General features: G+C 43.4%; 19 protein-coding genes, 1 pseudogene and 1 riboswitch. Of the genes and pseudogenes, 2 read left to right on the top strand and 18 right to left on the bottom strand.

What is annotated here, in order from left to right; translation table 11 throughout:
- The 8 genes and pseudogenes from FTU17_RS13685 to FTU17_RS13650 form a co-directional block, all read right to left on the bottom strand.
- Positions 1-85, bottom strand: a pseudogene (locus FTU17_RS13685) (IS1595 family transposase); the annotation flags it as partial.
- A 46-nt stretch (positions 86-131) separates the two neighbouring features.
- On the bottom strand, positions 132-1,835 hold the full coding sequence (gene recJ, locus FTU17_RS13680; protein WP_180008780.1) for a single-stranded-DNA-specific exonuclease RecJ: 1,704 nt from the start codon (positions 1,833-1,835) through the stop codon (positions 132-134).
- On the bottom strand, positions 1,836-2,492 hold the full coding sequence (gene pdxH, locus FTU17_RS13675; protein ID WP_180135719.1) for a pyridoxamine 5'-phosphate oxidase: 657 nt from the start codon (positions 2,490-2,492) through the stop codon (positions 1,836-1,838). It abuts the gene before it with no gap.
- A gap of 18 nt (positions 2,493-2,510) precedes the next feature.
- Positions 2,511-3,842: a phosphoglucosamine mutase gene (gene glmM, locus FTU17_RS13670; protein WP_180135717.1), complete on the bottom strand. Its 1,332-nt coding sequence runs from the start codon at positions 3,840-3,842 to the stop codon at positions 2,511-2,513.
- Between the two features lie 118 nt (positions 3,843-3,960).
- Positions 3,961-5,427: an IMP dehydrogenase gene (gene guaB / locus FTU17_RS13665; RefSeq protein ID WP_078190562.1), complete on the bottom strand. Its 1,467-nt coding sequence runs from the start codon at positions 5,425-5,427 to the stop codon at positions 3,961-3,963.
- 219 nt (positions 5,428-5,646) lie between these two features.
- Positions 5,647-6,012, bottom strand: a complete 366-nt coding sequence (locus tag FTU17_RS13660; RefSeq protein WP_180135715.1) for a YkgJ family cysteine cluster protein — start codon at positions 6,010-6,012, stop codon at positions 5,647-5,649.
- A gap of 98 nt (positions 6,013-6,110) precedes the next feature.
- Positions 6,111-6,908, bottom strand: a complete 798-nt coding sequence (locus FTU17_RS13655) for an MBL fold metallo-hydrolase (protein ID WP_078190564.1) — start codon at positions 6,906-6,908, stop codon at positions 6,111-6,113.
- A gap of 194 nt (positions 6,909-7,102) precedes the next feature.
- Positions 7,103-7,681, bottom strand: a complete 579-nt coding sequence (locus FTU17_RS13650) for a TMEM165/GDT1 family protein (RefSeq protein WP_078190565.1) — start codon at positions 7,679-7,681, stop codon at positions 7,103-7,105.
- Positions 7,682-7,755: 74 nt separating this feature from the next.
- Positions 7,756-7,898, bottom strand: a riboswitch (yybP-ykoY riboswitch).
- Positions 7,899-7,956: 58 nt separating this feature from the next.
- Here FTU17_RS13650 and FTU17_RS13645 point away from each other — a divergent pair.
- Positions 7,957-8,667: a methyltransferase type 11 gene (locus FTU17_RS13645; protein ID WP_180008776.1), complete on the top strand. Its 711-nt coding sequence runs from the start codon at positions 7,957-7,959 to the stop codon at positions 8,665-8,667.
- A gap of 48 nt (positions 8,668-8,715) precedes the next feature.
- Here FTU17_RS13645 and FTU17_RS13640 read toward each other — a convergent pair whose 3' ends face one another.
- From FTU17_RS13640 to FTU17_RS13630, 3 genes are all read right to left on the bottom strand, one after another.
- Positions 8,716-10,707 (bottom strand): 2-oxo acid dehydrogenase subunit E2, encoded by a 1,992-nt coding sequence (locus FTU17_RS13640; protein ID WP_180135713.1) that lies wholly within the window; start codon positions 10,705-10,707, stop codon positions 8,716-8,718.
- A 2-nt stretch (positions 10,708-10,709) separates the two neighbouring features.
- Positions 10,710-13,412: a pyruvate dehydrogenase (acetyl-transferring), homodimeric type gene (aceE, locus tag FTU17_RS13635; protein ID WP_180135711.1), complete on the bottom strand. Its 2,703-nt coding sequence runs from the start codon at positions 13,410-13,412 to the stop codon at positions 10,710-10,712.
- 281 nt (positions 13,413-13,693) lie between these two features.
- Complete coding sequence (locus FTU17_RS13630) at positions 13,694-14,389, bottom strand: M23 family metallopeptidase (RefSeq protein ID WP_180022341.1); 696 nt, start codon at positions 14,387-14,389, stop codon at positions 13,694-13,696.
- 106 nt (positions 14,390-14,495) lie between these two features.
- On the opposite strand from FTU17_RS13630, the gene FTU17_RS13625 reads away from it, so the two are divergent.
- A complete protein-coding gene (locus FTU17_RS13625; protein WP_168379402.1) occupies positions 14,496-14,936 on the top strand; it encodes a DciA family protein in 441 nt (146 codons plus the stop codon).
- Positions 14,937-15,033: 97 nt separating this feature from the next.
- Here FTU17_RS13625 and lpxC read toward each other — a convergent pair whose 3' ends face one another.
- The 7 genes from lpxC to murG form a co-directional block, all read right to left on the bottom strand.
- Positions 15,034-15,936: a UDP-3-O-acyl-N-acetylglucosamine deacetylase gene (gene lpxC / locus FTU17_RS13620; RefSeq protein ID WP_168379401.1), complete on the bottom strand. Its 903-nt coding sequence runs from the start codon at positions 15,934-15,936 to the stop codon at positions 15,034-15,036.
- Between the two features lie 125 nt (positions 15,937-16,061).
- Positions 16,062-17,252 carry a cell division protein FtsZ gene (gene ftsZ, locus FTU17_RS13615; protein ID WP_168379400.1) on the bottom strand — a complete coding sequence of 397 codons (1,191 nt, stop codon included), beginning with the start codon at positions 17,250-17,252 and terminating at the stop codon, positions 16,062-16,064.
- A 159-nt stretch (positions 17,253-17,411) separates the two neighbouring features.
- Positions 17,412-18,674, bottom strand: a complete 1,263-nt coding sequence (ftsA, locus tag FTU17_RS13610; RefSeq protein WP_078190573.1) for a cell division protein FtsA — start codon at positions 18,672-18,674, stop codon at positions 17,412-17,414.
- 68 nt (positions 18,675-18,742) lie between these two features.
- Entirely contained in the window at positions 18,743-19,597 is an 855-nt protein-coding gene (locus FTU17_RS13605) for a cell division protein FtsQ/DivIB (protein WP_180135709.1), read from the bottom strand.
- Positions 19,598-19,600: 3 nt separating this feature from the next.
- Complete coding sequence (locus FTU17_RS13600; RefSeq protein ID WP_180008768.1) at positions 19,601-20,530, bottom strand: D-alanine--D-alanine ligase; 930 nt, start codon at positions 20,528-20,530, stop codon at positions 19,601-19,603.
- Positions 20,531-20,589: 59 nt separating this feature from the next.
- Positions 20,590-22,038, bottom strand: coding sequence for a UDP-N-acetylmuramate--L-alanine ligase (gene murC / locus FTU17_RS13595; RefSeq protein ID WP_078190576.1), 1,449 nt, complete (start codon positions 22,036-22,038; stop codon positions 20,590-20,592).
- Positions 22,039-22,052: 14 nt separating this feature from the next.
- Positions 22,053-23,150 (bottom strand): undecaprenyldiphospho-muramoylpentapeptide beta-N-acetylglucosaminyltransferase, encoded by a 1,098-nt coding sequence (gene murG / locus FTU17_RS13590; RefSeq protein WP_180135707.1) that lies wholly within the window; start codon positions 23,148-23,150, stop codon positions 22,053-22,055.
- Between the last annotated feature and the right edge of the window lie 377 nt (positions 23,151-23,527).

The following is a 23,527-nucleotide window of genomic DNA, read 5'->3' as shown; positions in this document are numbered from 1 at the left end:
CTGTTTTAGAAGCAGGAATATCAATGCAAAAGCACTGAATAATTTTTTTAATCTTATAGTGACTTAATTTACTGTTTTCTATCATGATTCTAGACTAACATATCTATTCTGCTAGTCTAGAGCCATAGAATTTATTGAGCCAAGTGTAGAACTCTCAATTGAACACTGACATTTCCTCTAAATTCATTTTTATCGAGTTCGTAGACCAAGCGGATTTGATCTTGCATAGGATTAAATTCATATTTTTCTGCCGCATTAAATGCAATTGCGTCCACCATTAAGCCATTATCTAAAGCAAGTTTTAATTTCAGATGCACATCTTTCAACCAACGATAATCTAAAACTTTAAATAGGCCTTCATAGACCGGTGCAGGGAATTTTTGTCCCCATGGACTTAAATTTTGCAAAAGATCGACGGTTTCGACATTAATGGCCGAATCGGGCAATTCGCCATCTGTCCAAATAGTGGCCTGAAATAAACTTTCATCTTGCGCAGCGATGAGTGCTTCAAAAGCGGTTTTAAATTCAGAAAAATGCTGCTTTTGAATGGTTAGTCCTGCTGCGGCTGCATGCCCGCCAAAATGACTCACCAAATGCGGATGTAATTCAGCAATACGCTCAATACTGTCTCGAATATGAATACCTTCGATAGAACGCGCAGAGCCTTTAATATGTACGCCATCCTCATCTGCGGCAAAGACGATTGCAGGTCTATGAAATTGTTCTTTCAAACGCCCTGCAACAATCCCAATCACCCCTTGATGCCAATGCTGTTCAAACATGATCAAGGCTGCAGGTAAGTTATCCTGATCAAGCTGAATATGTTCTAACTCAGCCAGAGCTTCCTGTTTAATCTGCCCTTCGACTTGGCGTCTTTCAATATTGAGTTGATTCAACTGCTGCGCAATCGGATAAGCCGTACTTAAATCCGCCGCAATCAGACACTCAATCCCAATATCCATAGTCTCCATACGCCCAGCTGCATTGAGTCGTGGGCCAACTACAAAGCCCAAGTCCTGTGCTTTTAACTGTGCGGGATCACGACCAGCGATATCCAATAATGCACTGATCCCTGGACGACATAGTCCTTGCTGAATCCGCTTCAAACCAGCATCGATCAAGATCCGATTATTCAGATCTAGACTTGCAACATCGGCATAAGTGCCTAAAGCCACCAAGTCCAAATATTGGCTGAGGTTGGCTGTGGATTTAGCATTTTTTTTACGCATACTGGCCAAATTGGCCAACACATAAAATGCAACACCTACGCCAGCCAAGGCTTTACTTGGAAATTCACATCCCAACTGATTCGGATTCACCACCGCTTCTGCTTGTGGTGTTTCCTTCGTAGTCAGGTGATGGTCTGTAATGATCACCTGCATACCATGCGCCTGTGCCTGTGCTACACCAGCATGGCTCGAAATACCATTATCGACTGTAATCAGCACATCTGGGGTAAAACTCACGAAGGCTAAATCAGCAATGGCGGGTGTCAGGCCATAACCATACTTAAAACGGTCTGGAACCAGATATTCAACATCCGCGCCCATATCACGCAGTGCCAAGACCATCAATGCAGTACTGGTTGCACCATCGGCATCATAGTCGCCTACAATGACAATTTTTTTATGTGCATCAATGGCTTGGTCGATCAACTCTATAGCTTGCTGCATGCCTTTTAAGGTCGGGGCATGTAAATGCTTGAGCTTCAATTCCAGTTCTTGTGCGGAAGAAACCCCGCGACGTGCCAATAAGTCCGCAATAAACGGCGCAACGCCCTGAATATCTTCAGGGCGCGTCAAATAGGGTCTTTGTTGAATTAAAAGTTTAGACATTTATGGCATCAGTCGCTGTAGAACCCATTGACCATCCTGTAGTTTATAACTCAAGCGGTCATGTAAACGATTCGGACGGCCTTGCCAAAATTCATAATAATCCGGAACTAAACGATAGCCACCCCAAAACTCAGGTTTCGCCAATACGTCTTTGCTTTCCACTTGATCATGCAAATTTTGGAATCGCTGTTGTAATTCTTCACGACTGGTGATAACACCACTTTGTGGAGTGCTAATGTGCGCTGCAATTTGGCTATCACGCGGTCGCTTATGGTAATAATCCGTAGATTCTTCTAGAGATATCTTTTCCACACGACCACTGACCCGAATTTGACGTTCCTGCTCTTGCCAATAAAACAATAACTCTGCATAAGGATTATTGAGCAGATCATTACCTTTTTGACTGTCATAGTTGGTGTAGAAGTCATAACCTGAATGGGTTGCTCCACGCAACAAGACCGTCCGCACGTGCGGACGACCTTGGGCATTTGCCGTCGCCAATGACATGGCATAGGGTTCATGCAATTGTGCTGCTAAGGCATGGTTAAACCATAATAAAAACTGCTCATGTGGATCATGGTTCACCTGATCTTCATGCAACTCACCTTTTTGATAAGTTAAACGCAGTTCACTTAAGTCCTTAATCACATCATTCATGCAATTTCCCCTCTTGATTTAAGCTGCATTGGCACGAACAGTATCGGCCAAATGATTTGCCAACGCGGTGACTTCTTCAAGGTCATTACCTTCAACCATGACACGAATGACCGGTTCTGTGCCTGATTTACGAATCAAGATGCGACCGCGTCCTTTGAGCTGCGCTTCAGCTTTATCAAACTCGCTCACCAGTGCAGGTACGGCGTAGGGATCAAACATCTCAGCCAAGCGAACATTCACCAAGACGTTAGGTAATAACCTAAAACCTTCCACTAATTCATGTAAAGCTTTACCTTGCTCAACCATCACTGTTAACACCTGAAGTGAAGCAATGATCGCATCACCTGTGGTGCTCTTGTCCAAAGTCAAGATATGACCTGATGGCTCACCACCCGTTACCCAACCCTTTTCTTCGAGGCCTTGTAATACATAGCGGTCACCAACTTTGGCACGAAGCAACGGCACTTTCGCTTGATCTAAAGCAATTTCAAGCGCCATATTGCTCATCACGGTACCCACGATACCCGCAGGTTTTTGACTCGCTTGAGTGGCTAAAATATAGAGAATATGGTCACCAGTAATTTGCTGACCGTTTTTATCGACCATAATCACGCGGTCAGCATCACCGTCAAAGGCAATCCCTAAATCCGCCTGATGTTCAACAACTGCTTTTTGTAAAAACTCAGGATGCGTCGAACCACAGTCTTTATTGATATTCAAACCATCCGGTTCGTTAAACAGCGCAATTACTTTTGCACCGAGTTCACGATATACCGAAGGACCGACGCTATAGGCTGCACCGTTGGCACAGTCCACCACAATTTTTAAGCCTGTCAGGTCAAAATGGTACGGGAAGGTTGATTTACAAAACTCGATATAACGACCATTGGCATCTTTTACACGCACACTTTTACCTAAGTTTGCAGGGTCTTCGATCACCAAGTCATTTTCAAGTTCTTTGTTTATGGCTTCTTGAATTTCATCCGGCAATTTTTTACCTTCGCTCGAGAAGAACTTAATGCCATTATCAAAATACGGATTATGCGACGCCGAGATCACGATGCCTAAGCTGGCATGTAATGCACGGGTTAAATGGGCAATTGCGGGTGTAGGTAATGGACCCAACAAGTGAACATAAACACCTGCTGCGTTTAAACCGGCTTGTAATGCTGACTCTAAAATATAGCCCGATAATCGGGTATCTTTACCTAGTACAACGATGGGCTTTGCTTTTTTACTGTATTGTTTTAATACTTTACCTGCGGCAAATCCTAGTTTTAATGCAAATTCAGGGGTAATAGGCAATTCACCGAATTTGCCACGAATGCCATCTGTACCAAAATAACTCATGTTGTACTCACTTCTTAATGGTGATCTTAATCATCACTTTTTACTGTAAATACTTTACACCAAAAACAAAAAGGCCGTCATATTAATGACGGCCTTTTCGGCTAAAAGCTACTAAATATCAACCAACACGGTAGTTTGGTGCTTCTTTAGTAATAGTCACGTCATGTACGTGAGATTCAGACATACCTGCCGCAGTAATTTTGACAAACTGTGCATTTTTACGTAAGTCATCGATCACCGCAGAACCGGTATAACCCATAGATGAACGTAAACCACCCATCATTTGATGAACGATGTTACCCATTGGGCCTTTGTACGGTACGCGACCTTCAATACCTTCTGGTACAAGTTTTTCAGCACCGGCTTTTGAGTCTTGGAAATAACGGTCAGCAGAACCTGTTGCACCTGCCATCGCACCCAATGAACCCATACCACGATAAGCTTTGTAGTAACGACCTTGGAAGAATTCAACTTCGCCTGGTGCTTCTTCAGTACCCGCCATCAATGAACCTACCATGATGGTACTCGCACCTGCACCAATCGCTTTTGCCATATCACCAGAGAAACGGATACCACCGTCTGCGATCAATGGAATTTGGTCTTTCAGTGCATTGGCAACGCTGTCAATCGCAGAGATTTGCGGCATACCAATACCAGCAACGATACGTGTAGTACAGATTGAACCTGGGCCAATACCCACTTTCACTGCATCTGCGCCAGCATCTAATAATGCAAGAGCTGCATCACCAGTCGCGATGTTACCGCCAATCACTTGAACTTGTGGATAGTTGGCTTTAACCCAACGTACACGTTCAATTACACCTGCAGAGTGACCATGTGCAGTATCAACAACAATCGCATCAACACCCGCTTCTACCAATGCTTCTACACGGCTTGGTGTTTCTGCACCTGTACCAACTGCAGCACCAACGCGTAAACGACCTAAGTCATCTTTGCAGCTGTTTGGATAGTTTTCAGCTTTACGGAAATCAGTAACCGTGATTAAACCTTTCAGTTCGTTGTTGTCATTTACAACAAGGACTTTTTCAATACGGTGTTTTTGAAGTAATGCTTGGATATTTTCTTTTGATTCGTTTTCACGAACAGTCACCAAACGATCATGGCCTGTCATGATGTTACTAACAGGTTGCTCAAGATTGGTTTCAAAACGAGTGTCACGACCAGTAACAATACCCACCACTTGACCGTCTTTCACCACTGGTACACCGCTGATATTATTTGCTTGAGTTAAAGCAATCAGCTCACGTACAGTCGTTTCTGGTGTAACGGTAATTGGGTCTTTCACCATACCTGCTTCAAATTTTTTCACGCGGCGAACTTCTGCAGCTTGTGCAGCAATATCCATGTTTTTATGCAGGATACCGATACCACCGTTTTGCGCCATTGCAATCGCCATACGTGATTCAGTCACAGTATCCATTGCAGCAGAAACAAGTGGAATATTCAAATTGATGCCACGTGTGAAACGTGTCTTAAGAGAGACATCTTTTGGGAGAACAGTAGAATAGGCAGGGAGTAATAAGACATCATCAAAGGTTAGGGCTTCTTGAACGATGGTCAACATAACAGTCTCGCTGGTAATTTCCGTGAGCCATTATATACAAATTTCCGTTCAATTTTCATTTTAATTGCGGCAATTCTTTACGGAGTTTTCAATATTAACCATCGAATATGCTGTTTTCAGCAAGAATACACTGAGGGTTAGTCAGCAACTTGTTCAATACAGGCAGAATCCGAAGACTCTACCGCTTAATTTCAATAAATTTATTCTGGAACTAAAGCCTTAACTGACTTGAACGAAATCTTCATCATTTTCAGCGTCATGCAGTGGAATACTGATCAATGGAATCATTTGATGCGCGATGCGTGCTTTATTACATTGCTCATCAGCTATCTGCACACTTTTACATGTGGAACTGCGCGCCTCGTACACCCTACAACTCACCTGTTTGCCTACTTCTCCACCCAAAGCAATACAACGTGGATTTGCCTGATTCGTACCCACCATACATGAATACACCGATGTCACAGGTTCCGTATAATGTTCAGGCATATTTAGCCCTTCTGCCCAATAAAAAGAAACGCGATAGTGAGCACAACATGCTCCACAGGTTAAACATGCATCCTGAGTCGGTATTTGAGACAACATTTTTATCTATTCTCGTCATCTAAAGGCTTATTTTATGGACGAAAAATATTAAAAAATGTTATCTGCAAACTCAATTATTTTTTGAAATTTTCAAGTCATTATACTGGGCAAGTAAAAACTGTCTCATCCATTAAATCGACACCACATTGTAAGGTTTCGATCCAATCTAAGAATTGGTTGATCTGTTCTTTACCAATAAATGGCGTCCCGTGCTGCGGTACGATCATTTCCACATCCATCGTCCGTACCATGTTGACCCACAGACGGATCACTTTGTTCGAACACATATAGCGCTGATGGAAGCCTTTCATTTTAGGAATATGAGCGGCAAAATTTTCTAAAGGTTTAGAGGCATCATCCACCATAGATGCGCCCATATCCCCTGAGAATAAAATTTTGGCAATCGGGTCATAAAATTGGAAGTTACCAACCGAATGTAGGAAGTGTGCAGGAACAGCCACCAAATGGCTGTTGCCTAATGGAATCACCTGACCATGATCTGGCAGTTCGATCAGACGATCCAACCAGTTGCCTTTCATCCGGTCACTCATAAATGCAGAGTTTAAATGCGGTAAGAAACGCGCCCACAGCTTAGATGCCACCACTTTGGCGTCGGTATAAACCAACCAACGCGGCATCGAGGTAATAATGTCTGGGTCCTGATGCGAGGCCATCACATAATCAAGATTGGTCAAACGGGTATATTTATTCAGTTCCATAGTCAGTGGGACATAAGTTAAGTCACCACCCGGATCGAGCACCGCTGCGCGCTCATTATCCAAAATCAGGAACTGGTTCGCCTGTACGCCCTCGCCTTTTACCAAACTGGTAAAGCTAATACATTTATGCTTTCCATCATCATAAAGTACCTGTGATGTTGTGCGTTCGAAAGCCATTCCCATTCCCCAAATTTTTTATCAAAAAAAATATATTCTATAGGTGAATAACATATATTTATTTAGGGAAACTTACAATAAATATTAAGTCAATATTATCTGAAATATCAGTGAATTGGGTCTCATTTATTGGCAAAGAATCCTGAGTTTTTAACTCAGGATTTCATGTATTTTTAATATGGTGAGATCATTATTTAAAATAAATAGTGTTGTGCCAACGCAGCCAAACCAATCACCAAGAATACCAAGGCGCCAATTTTATGAATCAGTGAAATCGGTAGTTTTTCAGCTAGCTTGTTCCCAATAAATACCGCAGGCGCATTAACCAACATGATGCCTAATGTCGTCCCCAAAGTCACCCAGCCAATACTGTCAAAGCGTGCAGCCAGTGCAACAGTGGCAATTTGGGTTTTATCTCCAATTTCAGCCAAGAAGAACAAAACGAAAGTGGCGCCGAAAACCCCATATTTTTGCCACTTATTGATACTTTCAGATTCATCATCCAATTGATCGGGGATCAACATCCACACCGCCATAGCAATAAAGCCCAAAGAAACGATCCACAATAAAACGGTTGGACTTAAAACAGTGGTAATCCATTGACCCAGCACAGCAGAAACCCCGTGGTTCACCACAGTCGCGAGGAAAATTGCAATTAAGATCGGAACGGGTTTACGAAAACGTGCAGCAAGCAGTAAGGCAAGTAATTGTGTTTTATCGCCCATTTCTGACAGGGCAACAACAGCAAGGGAAATGAAGAAAGCGGTTAACATGGTGCATTTCTCTGGCTAGCAATAACATATACCGATGACTTATCCCTCCTGCTAGCCAATGTGCAGAGTGATAAATCAAAGGTCTTGCCAACAAAAGAAAGCTACGAAGAGCTCATTTGGTTCTTTGCTATGATGACCATGCTCGTTTTAGAGCAAATATGTTGACCATCACCTTTTTACTTTGCGTAAAAAGCGGCTACTCCCCAATGAAGTAATGCTATTCTAGCGAGGAATGCATGTTTTCGCAATTTTAATTTTCGATGACTCAATTTGATATGCAAAACAATAATCAAAAATTTCAAGAATTTATTCAACACTATATGCATGTGCAGGATGTATTAATCATTGCAGGCGGCCCGTCTCAGCTCAGTTTTGACTTAACCACCATTCAGCCCTCAAAAAAGCTGCTAATCATTTGCTGTAATCAAAGTTTTCTTCAACTTCCTCAGGCTCAAATTGCCCATCATTCAGACTATGCATGGTGGTTACACTATCAACCCATGCTCAAAGCCTGCTTTCAAGGTGACATCATTAGCGGATGTGGTTTAGGTCACAACCGTCCATATCCTGAACATGAAGTGATTAACTTCAAAACCGTGCGCATCGATACGCAAGCGGAGTTATTTCATTCACCGTACTTTGTGTATGGTAATAATTGCGGCCTTCAAGCCTATTCACTCGCACATCTCTTTCAACCGCAGCGTATTTGGCTGATGGGCTATGACTTCCAGCACCAACAGGGCCAAACACATGCGTATCAGCATCAACATGTGCAAGAACTGGAGCATTATGAAAAGTTTTGGGGCTTATTTTTAAAAGACTTCCAACGCTTTGAACATTTACGACAAAAGCTTTGGTCGACGGCGCACCCACATCGTACACTTCCACTCACTTATAACCTCAATGCAAACTCAGCATTAAAGCTCTACCCTTCACCCATTGAACTTCCTGATTGGCTTTGTCAGTCCACCACCACGACGCCATAAAAAAACCCTGCCAAAGCAGGGTTCATTTTGAAACTTAAACAGGTCAGATTAGATCAATAAAGTTCGGATATCTTTGAGCAGCTTCGTCAGCTTATTGGCAAAACGTGCAGCATCCGCACCATTAATTACACGGTGATCGTATGACAATGACAGCGGCAGCATCAAACGTGGATCAAAGCCTTCACCATTCCACACCGGCTGCATAGTTGCAGGTGAAATACCTAAAATCGCCACCTGTGGCCAATTAACCAGCGGTGTAAATGCCGTACCACCAATTGAACCCAGACTGGTAATGGTAAAGTTCGCACCTTGTAGATCTTTCGGCGACAGTTTTTTGTCACGTGCTTTTTGACTCAGTTCACCCAGCTCAATTGCAATCTGCTTAATCGATTTTTGATCTGGATTACGCAGTACAGGCACGGTCAAACCATCAGGCGTTGCCACGGCAATCCCCATGTGGATTTCATTGCGTAACAATACTGACTTGCCATCATCAGACAAATGACCTGCAAATTCACGCTCTTCTTTCAACAAGTAAGCCACTGCTTTGATGATGAAGGCCATAATGGTTAAGCCAATACCTTCTTTCTTAAAGTTGGCTTTTAAATCATTACGCCAAGCTTCAAGATCGGTAATATCCGCAGCATCGAACTGCGTCACTTGCGGGATAAAATTGTTTAAAGACAATTGCGGAATCGACACTTGTTGTAAACGTGTCAAAACTTTCTCTTCCACACCACCAAAAGCATCAAAGCTTGGCAATTTCGGTAAGCCTGAAACCTGTGCCACAGCTTGAGCTGCAGGTGCAACTTGCGGAGTGGTCAAACGGGTTTTTACATAAGCGAATAAATCTTCTTTCATTAAACGCTCATGCGGGCCAGATGCTTTGACTTCTGCCAAAACCACACCTAATTCACGTGCAAGCTTACGAACGGCCGGACCTGCATACACTTTGGCATTGGCAGCATTTTGCTCTTTGGTGAGCTTATCTGCGCCTTGTGGTTGCGGTGCTGCTGCTTCAACTTTGCTTTCAGCTTTAGGTGCAACTGTCGCAGGCTGTGCTACAGCTGGTGCAGGTTTCGCTGCTGGCGCTGGTGCAGGTGCTGCAACAGCTTGACCTTCGGCTTCAATCGTCACTAAAGCGACGCCTTCAGAGACACTTTGCCCTAACTGAACATGAATCGCGGTGATTTTACCAGCGGTAGAGCTTGGTACTTCTACCGTTGCTTTGTCTGATTCCACCACGATGATACTTTGGTCTTTTTCAACCACATCACCCACAGCGACTAAAATTTCAGCCACTGCTGCTTTATCAACACCTAAGTCAGGCACTGCAATTTCTACAGGCCCAGACGCCGCAGCCGTAGACGGCGTTGGTGTTGCTTCTGCGACAATGGGTGCAGCAACAGGCTGTGCAGTTTCTTGCACAGGAGCCGATGCAACCGCAGCAGATGAAGCCGCCGTTTTCACAGTTAAAATCACTACGCCTTCTTTCACTACATCGCCAGCACTGATCGTGATCGATTCGATACGGCCTGATACAGTACTTGGAACTTCGACTGTCGCTTTGTCTGATTCCACCACGATAATACTTTGATCGACATCAATCTCATCACCAACAGAGACCAAAATCTCACTCACCGTAGCTTTCTCTACGCCAATATCAGGGACTTGCACATCGATACTTTGCGACTGAGTAGCATTGGCTGCAACAGGTGCTGCTGCAGCTTGTTCTGCTTCCACAACCGGAGTTGGTTCTGCTGCTTGGTCTTCCGTTGCATTTTGTACTGGCTCAGCTGTAGCAGCACTTTGACCTTCTTCTTCTAACTCGATCAGCACAGCACCTTCAGCAACACTGTCACCTAGATTGACTGCAATGCTTTTCACCACGCCTGCCGAAGTGCTTGGCACTTCAACAGAGGCTTTATCAGACTCTAACAACACAATGCTGTCGTCGACGCTAATGCTGTCGCCGACTTTCACTAAAATCTCAGCGACCGTTGCTTTATCTACACCAATATCAGGAGTCGTAATTTGCATGATTAGTTCTCCTCTTTGTAGTCAGCCACAGCATGCAGTTCCGGCGTTTCCTGCGGAGCCCATGCCACTGGACGGTCAGTATCTAGTTCAAAGCTTGAGATGGCATCTTTAACCAAACGTGCATCAACTTCGCCTTCATCCGCGAGTTTTTTCAATGTTGCTACCACAATATGTGCGGCATCGACACCAAAGTAGCTACGTAAGTTGCCACGTGTATCTGAACGACCATAACCATCTGTACCTAATGCAACGAATGGACGATTGTCTGGAAGATAGGCACGGATTTGTTCGCTATATGCACGCATGTGGTCAGTTGCCGATACCACAATACCGTCTTTTTCACGAAGCAATTGAGAGACCCAAGCTTCTTTCGTATCTTCAGCCAACGGATGTAAGCGGTTGTATTCTTCACACGCCATACCATCACGAGCTAATTCGTTAAAGCTAGTGACGCTCCACACGTTTGAATGAATTTGATATTCATCACGAAGGATTTTCGCTGCTTTGATTACTTCGCGCAGAATCACACCTGAACCCATCAACTGAACCGTTGCTTTCTCATCTTCTTCGAAGAGATACATACCACGTTTAATGCCTTCTTCAGCACCTTCAGGAATAGCTGGATGTTCGTAGTTTTCATTCATTACTGTTAAGTAGTAGAACACACGCTCTTGGTTCACGTACATGCGTTTTAAACCGTCATGTACGATTACTGCCAACTCATAACCAAAACATGGGTCATAAGAAATACAGTTTGGAATCGTATTTGCCAAGATATGTGAATGACCATCTTGGTGCTGTAAACCTTCACCGTTCAGTGTTGTACGACCCGCAGTTGCACCTAACAAGAAACCTTGCGCCTGTGCATCACCTGCAGCCCATGCAATATCACCAATACGTTGGAAACCAAACATCGAGTAGTACATATACATCGGAATCATTGGCAAGTTATTGGTTGAATAACTGGTTCCTAACGCAGCCCAAGCACTCATCGCACCCGCTTCGTTAATCCCTTCTTGTAACATGTGACCATCTTTAGCTTCACGGTAATGCATCAACTGTTCTTGGTCTTCAGGGGTATATTTTTGACCATGCGCAGCATAGATCCCCAACTGACGGAACATACCTTCCAAACCGAAAGTACGCGCTTCATCTGGCACAATTGGTACGACACGATCTTTAATGGCTTTTTCTTTCAATAATGATGAAATCAAACGTACCATCAACATGGTCGTCGATTGCTCTTTACCGCCACTGCCTTTGAGTACCGCATCAAACACAGACAATTCAGGAATCGCCAGCTGCTCGCTTTCTTTACGACGTGCAGGTAAATAACCACCCAATGCCTCACGACGTGCTTTCATGTATTTAATTTCAGGTGAATTTTCACTTGGACGGTAGAATGGCACTTCTTCAAGCTGTTCATCGGTAAATGGCAAGTTGAAACGGTTACGCACGTATTTCAACGACTCAAGCTGCATTTTCTTGATTTGATGCGTCTTATTGACTGCTTCAATCTCTTCCGACAAACCATAACCTTTGACTGTTTTTGCCAAGATAACTGTTGGCTGACCCGTTTCCTTCATCGCTTCGGCATAAGCCGCATACACTTTGAATGGGTCATGACCACCACGGTTCAGGTTATCAATATCTTCATCGCTTAAGTTGCGCACCAACTCTTCAGCTTCAGGATACTTACCAAAGAAATGTGCACGCGTATACGCACCGCCTTTCACTTGATAGCGTTGGAAGTCACCATCGACCGCTTCTTCCATCACCGCTTTTAAGGCACCTGTATCATCTTTTGCCAGTAGCGGATCCCAATGACGACCCCATACCACTTTAATCACACGCCAGCCTGCACCACGGAACAATGATTCAAGTTCTTGAATAATTTTACCGTTACCACGAACTGGGCCATCTAGACGCTGTAAGTTACAGTTCACGACCCAAATCAGGTTGTCGAGCTTTTCACGGCCTGCAAGTGAAATGGCACCTGTACTTTCAGGCTCATCCATCTCACCATCACCGAGGTAAGCCCAAACTTTACGGTTTTCTTCTTTGATCAGCCCACGGTTCATCAAGTACTTTTGGATGTGTGCTTGATAGATCGACATGATTGGGCCTAGACCCATCGATACGGTTGGGAACTGCCAATAATCTGGCATCAAGTACGGATGTGGGTATGACGGCAAACCTTTACCCCCCACTTCACGACGGAAATTATTTAAATGTTCTTCAGTCAAACGACCTTCTAAGAACGAACGTGCATAGATACCCGGTGCACAGTGACCTTGATAATAGATCATGTCACCGCCAAAGCTGTCGCTATTGGCACGGAAGAAGTGGTTAAAGCCCACGTCATATAAAGTTGCAGATGATGCAAAACTTGCCAAGTGACCACCTAAGTCATCACCTGTTTTATTGGCACGCAGTACCATCGCTAAGGCATTCCAGCGGATCAGCGCACGAATACGGCGCTCCATATCCGAATCACCCGGCATAGGCGGCTGTTCTTCAACTGAAATGGTATTTAAGTAAGGAGTATTTAGTCGCTGAATGGGAACGTGCTTAGCAATCGCTTGTTGATAGAGTTTTTCAAGCAAAAATGCAGCGCGGTCAGTTCCCATGTGCTGTAAAACTGAATCAAATGCGTCCTGCCATTCTTGGGTTTCTTGCGCATCTGTATCGCCATAAAACGCCATACTTCACCTATCCTATGTGCTAAATATATGGCTCTATTAGTACCATATTTTGGCTAGGCTCAGTTATCGCCACAGATGAATACGAAATAGCTCTGTTATTTATTTACTAAATACTCATTAATTAACAATTACACAAATTTACATTTTTGGGTCAATTTTCGCCATTTTTCATACAGACAATATTTTTTAAAATGATAATTTTATAGTTATTAGCGATAAATAAAAAAGCCATTGTCTGTAGAGGTTCAGACAATGGCTTCGTATATAGATGTTATATGTGCTTATGGTAACATCGCTAAATACGTTGATGGATTTTTACGTTGACCATCTTTCACTACTTCGTAATGCAAATGTGGGCCAGTACAACGACCAGTACAACCAACGTTAGCAATATGCTCACCCGCAGCAACACGGTCGCCTACACGTGCAATTAAGCGTGATGCATGTGCATAACGTGTCAGGTAACCATTACCATGGTTGATTTCAACATATTGGCCATAACCTGTGCCCCAGCCTGATTTAGTTACTATGCCAGGGCCTGTTGCATAAATAGGTGTGCCACTTGCCGCAGAAAGATCTAAACCTGAATGATTTTCTGCACGGCCACCCATGGTACGACCACCATAGTTTGAGCTCACGCGCTTCATGTCTGGAAGTGGGTGGGCAATTAACCATGAATATGGATTATTTGAACTTGCTGAATAGTTTTGAGAGGAATTGCTTGAACCGTATTTTTTTGCGATTGTCGCATTGTTGAGTTCAATTGATTTTTCACGAATTTGAACATTCAACTTCGTTTCCGCTGGAACATCAATATCATTGCTTTCAGAGTAAGCACCTTGAGACAAAGTGCGAGTTAACTGTTCAATACGATCTGATGATGAGTCTGCTTGATTTAATTCAACTAAATCTGCAAAAGCGACTGAAGCGGCCGAAGCTGCCAATGAAAACGCCAATAAAATACGTCGTAAATGCATAAAAAACCTCTATAAACTGTTCTCTTTTGTTCCTTGTGTGATTTCGTCCTTGATATCAGCCAAAAGGAGCGCATAAGATTAAGACATAAACATGTAGGAAATATGTATGTCAGAACCTGTCAACGTCTTTCAACCAACAAGAAAACACATAAAAACAGGAAACTTGTCGTTTCTCTCAACGCAAGTTGCTGTATGGCAGAAACTTACGAAAATTGTTCAACCGCTATTGCCCCAACCGGATCAATGGCAAGTTGTTTGTTATATAAATGGTGTACTTATATTAACTGGAGAAAATCAGGCACTGATTAGTCAGTTGGCCTATTTGCAAAAGCAATATATTGCACAATTATCACAAATATACGAATTCAAGGATTTGCACAAGATTCAAGTCCGTCTGAGAACTCCGTCTCCAACGCCCCATTCCCCTGAAAAAATTTCAAGAACCCTCAGTACAGAAACTCAGGATTTACTCCGTAATGCTGCTGACTTTGTGAGCGACCCTAAGCTTAGCCAAGCAATGCTGCGTTTGGCAAGCAATAAAAAGTAACCACCCAGTTGTAACAGACAAATTTGAATGCTCAGAATGTGACGGACTTAACACTTACAAATGATACAATATAACATCACTATTATAAGACAATGACTTATGTCACATTCACATAACTAATTGGGCAATCATTAATGTCATCAAATGTTACAATTTCATAGCTATCTGGATCACTTTTGACATTGCGTAATAACTGATTATTTAATGCATGACCTGACTTATAGGCATCATATTTCGCAATAATTTGATGACCAAGCAAATATAAATCACCCACAGCATCTAATATTTTGTGACGAACAAACTCATCCGAGAAGCGTAAACCCTCTTCATTGACCACACCATTTTCATCTACGCCAATGGCATTTTCGAGACTCGCCCCCAAAGCCAAATTATTGGCTTTGAGATAATCCAAATCTTTCATAAAGCCAAAAGTCCGCGCTTCACTGACTTCATAGACAAATGTTTCGGTTGAAAAGTCGATGGTTGCCGATTGAAATTCTTTCTTAAATGCAGGATGGTCAAAATCAATCGTAAAATTTAATTGGAAACCGTCATGCGGTTGAAAGGCAGCACGTTTATCATCAATCAGTGCTTCGACAGGTTTAAGTATTTTTATGAATTTTTTAGGTGCATTTTGTTCTTGTAGTTCACCTTGCATAAGCAAATAAATGAACGGGCCTGCACTCCCATCCATAATAGGCACTTCAGATGCCGACACTTCCACAATCAGGTTATCAATCCCTAAACCAGCAATCGCACTCATAATGTGCTCAATTGTGCCCACCTTGGCGTTTTCTTGCACCAAGTTAGAACACATGAATGCTTCTTGAATCAGCATAGCATCAGCTGGAATATCAATCGGTGGATTTAAGTCGATACGACGAAACACAATGCCCCCATCGGCATGATGTGGCACAAAGTTAATCATCACTTTTTGCCCACTATGCAGTCCGATGCCACTCGCTTTCACGATGCGTTTCAGGGTACGTTGTTTCAACATGTGTCTTCTATCATCAGTTCACAAAACCGCTATACGTTAGCATATTTAGCCATTGATAAAAAACAAAAAGGTAGCTGATCAGCTACCTTTTGTAATCAATAGACACTTAAGTCATTGAATTTATGTTATTTACGTTGCTGATTTTTCAAGTAGTCTTGAATACTCATTGGCGTAGGGCGTGAATTCGATGCTGACGCCGCCGCAGCCGCCGGAGCAGCTGCTTCATTGTGCTGACGTTGAATCGCTGGTACATCATCTTCATCTACAGGTGCTTGTGCAGAAGCGACTGTACGCGTTGCTTGTGCGACAGGGCGTTTCACTGGCTCAGCAGAATCGGCAGAATTACGCGTTAAACCCGTTGCGATCACAGTTACACTAATTTCATCACGTGCATCTGGATCAAATACCGTACCGTAGAACACTTGACCTTCATCAAGATCCACAATTTGGTTCACTACATCTGTGATTTCTTCAATTTCACCGAAGGTTACGTCATCGCCACCTGTTACGTTAATCAAAATGCCTTTTGCATTCATGATGGTCACGTTATCTAACAATGGGCTACGGATCGCTTGTTCAGCTGCTTGACGTGCACGGTTTTCACCACGGCCTGAACCTGCACCCATCATGGCATAACCACGGGTACTCATCGCAGTTTTCAAATCGGCAAAGTCAAGGTTGATATGACCAGGACGCACCACAAGATCAAAGATACTACGTACAGCATTTAACAGTACGTCGTCTGCTTTTTTGTAAGCATCTTTCATCGAGATATCACGGAATACTTTAAGTAGGCGTTGGTTCGGAATAATAATTAGAGAATCAACATGTTGCTCAAGGGCTTCGATACCTTTCTCAGCAGATTGCTGACGACGTTTACCTTCAAAGTTAAACGGAGTCGTCACCACACCTACCGTTAAGATACCCATTTCTTTAGCAATTTCAGCAACAACTGGCGCAGCACCTGTACCTGTACCACCGCCCATACCTGCAGTCACGAACACCATGTCCGTACCTTCAAGGTGTTGACGAATCAACTCACGGCTTTCTTCAGCCGCAGTTTGACCCACTTGTGGATTTGCACCTGCACCCAAACCACGGGTACTTTGCTCGCCGAGTTGGATTTTAAATTGTGCATTCATGCGATCGAGTGCTTGTTTGTCTGTATTGGCACAAACAAATTTTACACCCTCGATATCTGATTCCAACATGTGTTGCACAGCGTTACCGCCAGCACCACCTACACCGAATACTGTGAAACGGGCTTGACCGTTGCTGTCGCTTTGATCATCTTCTAAAAATTCAAATGAGGCCATGCCTAAAAAATTCCTAATCCATAATTGGCAGACACTTCAGCCCGTATACTGCCTTGATCTTAATAAAAATTGTTTTTTAGAATGCTGTCCAAGTTCCAGCTTGTCAAGTACAAGCAATAATCCGTACAACTTCCCAACAATATTCCCAAATATTTCAACTTAAAAGATCGACTTCAAGGTGTCATTGAAGCCCGACCATGCCCGTTTTACCCGATTCAATACTGAAAGTTTTTCCGTATCTTCTGGCTCAACGATCGTATCTTGTGTTTCGCTTTGACTGAAAATTAACAGACCTGCGGCAGTCGCGTATTGTGAACGACGTAAAGCGGCTTGCTGTTGATCATCGGCATATACTTGCATAGGTGGATTACCTAAGTGTGCAGAGACACCTAAAATCCGACGTGCAAATGTCACCATCCCTTCAATTTGGCAGGCATCACCTGTGAGTACAACACCATGGTATAAACCATGAATCGCACCATGATCGACCAATTCATTACGCACTTGATTAAAGATTTCTTCATAGCGCGCAATAATAATTTCGGTCAGTTCAATTCGGCTAATGGTTTGTGGACCATCAATCCCTTGGAACTGAATCATACTTTCAGGTTTAACCACTTTCAGGTCAACACAACCATACAACAGCTTAATGCGTTCAGCTTCTTCTGTTGTGGTTTGCAATACAGCAGCAATATCACGTGTTACATGCTCGCCGCCACGTTGCAAGGTGTGTGTCATCGCCAAGCGACCATCTAAATACACCGCGATATTGGTCGTACCTGCACCAATATCAACCAAGCACACACCATATTCTTTTTCATCTTTAAGCAAACTGGCTTCAGCTGTTGCTAATGATGAAATGACCATGCGTTCAACACCAATATTGGCACCTTTTAATGCACGATCCAAATTCTGCATGGTGCTGATGGGCAACATCATCAAATGATAATGTCCTGTCATACTCCGTGCTGACATGCGAATCGGGTTTAGCACCCATTCAGGTTCATCATCTAGTTCAAAACCTAAAGGTACAGCACTCACCAAATAGTGGTCAGATGTTAAATGACTGGCTTTGGCCAGTTCTAAAGCACGCACCACTTCATTGGTGGTAATTGCATGGTCATTATTTTCAATTGGAGTGCGACCAGAGGCATAAAAACTTTTTAGTTCAGCACTTGGAATAGAAATCCACGCAGAATGTACACGACATTCCGCCATATCTTCCGCTTCCTGCACTGCATTTTTAATTGCGGTAACAACTTTATCGAGACTGACAATTTTCCCTTTATTCATGCCGCGGTTACGAGCGGTCGCCATCCCTACCACTTGGATATTGTCTGGCGCGTGTACCTTACCAATCAAAACTGAAACTTTGTGTGTCCCAATGTCAATCGCAACAACCGAGGGAACAGCTTCATTCATTATTTACTACTACCATTCACATGTTTGTTTAATTTATGGCTTAAAGCCTCTACTTATAAAGCCGATCATTATGGCTTTACCGGCGCTGCATTCGCAATGCCTATGTCATCACTGGTTACAACAAACTGACCATTTACCGACTTTGCTGGCACAGAGTTTTTCCATTGAATCGCTAAACCATTTCGGTAGCGCAAATCGATGGCAGAAATTCGCGGCCAAACAGGTTTTAAGTCACTGTGTGCGAGATAACTTAAACGCTGCAACTTACTCATGGTTTGATCCTGATCGACAATCACACGTAAGCCTGAATCAAACTGCATAAACCAAGTCATTCGTTCGGTTAAATATAATTCTTTTAAACGAATGCCAACAGGTATAAATAGTTGATTAATTTCATTATAGCGACGCATCATCATTTTGGACTGACTCGTCGGCCCATGCAATAACGGTAAATTCTGATGATTGGTCGGAGTTAATTCAGCAAATACATCACCACTGTCGCTTAACAGTCGCCCAGTTCCCCAACGTGCAATCGCTTGACGCGGCATCACCCGTACACGAATTGCATTCGGCCATGCACGCGATACCACCACGCGATCGACCCAAGAGATTTCTAAAGTACGGTCACGAATGACACGTAAATCAGAGGTAAAATAGTTTTCAGTCATCATCGGTGAAACGTATGACATGACTTGTTGTTTTTCTTGGGCGCTCCGCACACCCACCACATCAAGTTCAGCCACACGTGCATCCGTCATGACTTTATATAGCCCCCAAATTCCAGCAATCAAAACCACACATGCAATAAACAACAACAGCCATCCACCCACATTGGTAAGCTTTTCCTTAAGTGTCGGTGGTTTGTCATGTATCGATGTCGTTGCTGCACGTTTACGGCGCATAGACGCAGGAAGTTGAGCCATAATTTAGTGTGCCGCACCTGTCAGGGTTTGTTCCAAAATTGCAACACAAAGATCTTCAAAACTATAACCTACAGCATTAGCAGCTTTTGGTACTAGAGAATGACTGGTCATACCCGGAACAGTATTTACCTCAAGTAACCAGAAGTTTCCTTCGGCATCCTGCATCGCGTCAATACGACCCCAACCACTCGCACCTACCGCTTGGAAAGCGCGTAAAGATAAAGCTTGTAGACGCTTTTCTTCATCTTCAGTCAAGCCACATGGAATACCATATTGCACATCGTTACGGTTATATTTCGCTTCGTAATCGTAAAAAGCCACATCTGCAGGCGGTTCTAAACGAATCACAGGTAATGCCTGACCATTTAAAATCACAATGGTAAATTCACGTCCGGTAATCCATTTTTCAGCCATCACAACTGCATCATGCTGGGTCGCTTTTGCAATTGCGGTTGCAAAGTCTTCAATTTTTTCAACTTTGCTCATACCAATGCTTGAGCCTTCATGCACCGGCTTAATGATAAATGGCAAACCAATTGAATCTACAATTTCTTGTAAATCTGAATCTTTGCTGACAATACGATAAGGTGCTGTCGGTAGTTCTGAACCTTGCCAAACTTGTTTAGTTTTGACTTTATCCATACCAATCGCTGAGCCTTGAACGCCCGTTCCAGTGTACGGAATGTTTAACCATTCCAAAGTACCCTGAATTTGACCATCTTCACCACCACGGCCATGAAGTACGATAAATGCACGGTCATAAGCCACCAACTCAGTCACACTGCGTTGCTGCGGATCAAATGCTTCGGCATTTACACCCGAACGCACCAATGCTTCAAGTACAGCTTTACCACTATCGAGAGAAACCTCACGTTCGGCAGATTTCCCACCTAATAACACGGCAACTTTGCCGAATTTTGAAGCATTTGACACGTTTATATCCTTAAACTTTTATCTACGGTCTAAACAAACTTTGGATCACCCAGCGGTGATCATTTTACATAGAGATTGTTTTGAGCAAGTTCGATTGAGATTGCTCCAACATTACCTGCGCCCTGTGTTAATAACAAGTCATTTGCTTGTAACACTTTTTTCATTACTGCTTGTAAGTTGCCTTCTACTGGATCGATAAGAATCGGTTCAACCTCACCACGTAGACGAATGCTTCGAGCCAATGCACGACTATCCGCACCCACAATTGGTTTTTCACCCGCAGGATAAACTTCTAATAACAACAGTTGATCAACTTGTGACAAGACATCGACGAAGTCATCAAAACAGTCACGCGTACGGCTAAAACGGTGCGGTTGGAACATCATCACTAAACGACGATCTGGATGACTTGCACGTGCCGCTTTAATGGTCGCTTCGACTTCTTTTGGATGGTGACCATAGTCATCGACCAATTTCACCAAGCCATCTTCAACTTCAAATTCGCCTTGTACTTGGAAACGACGACCTACACCACTGAAGCTTTCTAAGGCACGCGCAATCGCAGCATCAGAAACGCCTTCATCCGTTGCAATACCAATCGCTGCCAAGGCATTTAAGATATTATGCAGACCCGGCAAGTTAATGGTTAAACGTAACGGCTCACGGTCTTTACGCAAAACTGTAAAGTGTGATTGCATGCCTTCTTGAGCCACATCAACGGCACGAATGTCATTGTCTTCATTGAAACCATACGTCACGACAGGACGACCAATACGCGGCATAATTTCACGGATGTTGGCATCATCACCACACATCACGGCTAAACCGTAAAATGGAAGGCGCTGTAAGAATTGTACGAAGGTATCTTTCAATACATCGAAACTACCGCCATAGGTATCCATATGGTCAGCATCGATATTGGTGACAATCGTTGCCATCGGCTGTAAATGCAGGAATGACGCATCTGATTCGTCTGCTTCAGCCACGATATAACGGCTTGCACCCAATGCAGCATTCACACCAGTACGATTTAATAAACCACCAATGACATAAGTTGGGTCCAGATTTTCTTCTGCCAACATGCAGGTCACCAGACTGGTTGTCGTGGTTTTACCATGCGTCCCCGCAACGGCAATACCATGACGGTAACGCATTAATTCACCCAACATTTCTGCACGACGCACGACAGGTGTACGGGTTTCAATCGCCGCTTTCACTTCTGGGTTTTCAGAATCAATAGCTGTTGATACCACGATTACATTGGCGCCTTGAATATTTTCAGCAGCATGACCGATGAAAACTTGAATGCCGTTTTCTTCAAGCTGAGCCGTGGTTTTCGACGCTTTAATATCTGAACCTGAAACTTTATAGCCTTGGTTTTTCAATACTTCGGCAATACCGCACATGCCCGCACCACCAATCCCAATAAAATGGATGTGTTTAATACGGCGCATTTCTGGCACTTTAATGAGCTTTTTCGCTTGATCGGCAGGCGTTGATGGAGACATAGATTACTCGAATTTTACAAATCTTGAATTAAACCAACCACGTGCTGTGTCGCATCGGGTTGTGCCTGTTGTCGAGCCTTAACCGCCATTTCCATAAGTCGTTGGCGATTCATCAGCGGCTTCAACAACGCTGTTAAACTTTCTGCGGTCATGTCCGCTTGTGGGCAAATTTTTGCGGCATTGATATTGGCCAAGAACCCTGCATTTGCAGTTTGATGGTCATCCACTGCACTTGGCAGAGGAACAAACACGGCTGCTACACCTGCTGTCGCAATTTCAGTGACGGTTAGCGCACCAGCACGGCAGATAATCAAATCCGCTGCAGAATAGGCTGCTGCCATATCTTCAATAAACGGCTGAACTTCAACTTGCATATGTTCAGGTGCATTTGCATAACGAGCCAATGTGCTTTCAGCATTATTTTGACCACACTGGTGATATACACTCAGGGGCTGTTCTAATTGCTGTAAGGCAGCTGGCACACATTCATTTAAGGCACGTGCACCCAATGAGCCGCCCACAATTAAAACCCGTAATGGCAAACCAGCTTTTTCACGCTCTTGGTAACGCCATGACGGATTTAAAATTTCTGTAATTTCCTTCCGTACAGGATTGCCTGTGGTCACGATTTTATCTTGAGCTGGAAAAGTATTTGGAAATGCCTGACACACCGTTTTCGCCACACGCGATAATTGCATATTGGTAAAACCTGCCACCGCATTTTGTTCATGGATAATAACCGGAATACCCAATGCACGAGCCGCCAAACCACCCGGTCCAGCCACGTAACCCCCAAAGCCTGCAACTGCATCAACTTTGAGTTGTTTCATATAACGCATGGCACTCAAAGTAGCTTTGAGAATTTTAAACGGTGCCATCAGCTTACGCACGACTCCATTGCCGCGTACGCCTTGGATATCAATTTGATAAATTGGAATATTATGATTTTTAAGCAGGCGATTTTCCATGCCTGTTGGCGTTGCGAGCCAAGAAACTTCACAGCCTTGTTGTTGCAACTCTTTGGCAACAGCGAGCGCTGGAAAGACGTGACCACCGGTTCCGGCAGCCATCATCATGACATGTTTCGGCTTTACTTGCGTTACTTCGGTCACTGTCTAATTCTTCAATTCTAAAAAGAGGCTAATGATATTCGATTTTAAGCAAACAATTGTAATCACAAACGCATGACCGTGAAAGGTAATTTACTTTTTTTCAACAGGCGTATGATTGTTTTTTTCTACTATTTTAAAAGTTTAAACTAGTTTTATTATTAATCTATGAGAATTGAAAAAAAATCAGACAATTTTTCACTTTAATTGCATTCACTTACAGTTTTTTTGCTTTTTTAGCTCCCCTCCCCTGAGGCATAGGTATCTACACAAATCCCAAGTTTTGGGTTAAATTGAAGAGCATGCTCTTCAATTTAATATCTCCCATCTTGATACACGTCTCGTCAGACGATACAACGCCCTCGTAAAGCTTAATATGA

This window comes from Acinetobacter sp. YH12070, from assembly GCF_013419625.1.
In the GTDB taxonomy this organism is placed as follows: Bacteria; Pseudomonadota; Gammaproteobacteria; order Pseudomonadales; family Moraxellaceae; genus Acinetobacter; species Acinetobacter amyesii.
Note: the sequence above shows the minus strand (reverse complement) of the source record. Positions and strands in the feature narration are given on the sequence as shown.

Bases quoted from the DNA above. Each gene is read 5' to 3' on its own strand.
- recJ (WP_180008780.1), bottom strand. From the start codon at position 1,835: ATGTCTAAACTTTTAATTCAACAAAGACCCTATTTGACGCGCCCTGAA.
- pdxH (WP_180135719.1), bottom strand. From the start codon at position 2,492: ATGAATGATGTGATTAAGGACTTAAGTGAACTGCGTTTAACTTATCAA.
- glmM (WP_180135717.1), bottom strand. From the start codon at position 3,842: ATGAGTTATTTTGGTACAGATGGCATTCGTGGCAAATTCGGTGAATTG.
- guaB (WP_078190562.1), bottom strand. From the start codon at position 5,427: ATGTTGACCATCGTTCAAGAAGCCCTAACCTTTGATGATGTCTTATTA.
- FTU17_RS13660 (WP_180135715.1), bottom strand. From the start codon at position 6,012: ATGTTGTCTCAAATACCGACTCAGGATGCATGTTTAACCTGTGGAGCA.
- FTU17_RS13655 (WP_078190564.1), bottom strand. From the start codon at position 6,908: ATGGCTTTCGAACGCACAACATCACAGGTACTTTATGATGATGGAAAG.
- FTU17_RS13650 (WP_078190565.1), bottom strand. From the start codon at position 7,681: ATGTTAACCGCTTTCTTCATTTCCCTTGCTGTTGTTGCCCTGTCAGAA.
- FTU17_RS13645 (WP_180008776.1), top strand. From the start codon at position 7,957: ATGCAAAACAATAATCAAAAATTTCAAGAATTTATTCAACACTATATG.
- FTU17_RS13640 (WP_180135713.1), bottom strand. From the start codon at position 10,707: ATGCAAATTACGACTCCTGATATTGGTGTAGATAAAGCAACGGTCGCT.
- aceE (WP_180135711.1), bottom strand. From the start codon at position 13,412: ATGGCGTTTTATGGCGATACAGATGCGCAAGAAACCCAAGAATGGCAG.
- FTU17_RS13630 (WP_180022341.1), bottom strand. From the start codon at position 14,389: ATGCATTTACGACGTATTTTATTGGCGTTTTCATTGGCAGCTTCGGCC.
- FTU17_RS13625 (WP_168379402.1), top strand. From the start codon at position 14,496: ATGTCAGAACCTGTCAACGTCTTTCAACCAACAAGAAAACACATAAAA.
- lpxC (WP_168379401.1), bottom strand. From the start codon at position 15,936: ATGTTGAAACAACGTACCCTGAAACGCATCGTGAAAGCGAGTGGCATC.
- ftsZ (WP_168379400.1), bottom strand. From the start codon at position 17,252: ATGGCCTCATTTGAATTTTTAGAAGATGATCAAAGCGACAGCAACGGT.
- ftsA (WP_078190573.1), bottom strand. From the start codon at position 18,674: ATGAATGAAGCTGTTCCCTCGGTTGTTGCGATTGACATTGGGACACAC.
- FTU17_RS13605 (WP_180135709.1), bottom strand. From the start codon at position 19,597: ATGGCTCAACTTCCTGCGTCTATGCGCCGTAAACGTGCAGCAACGACA.
- murC (WP_078190576.1), bottom strand. From the start codon at position 22,038: ATGTCTCCATCAACGCCTGCCGATCAAGCGAAAAAGCTCATTAAAGTG.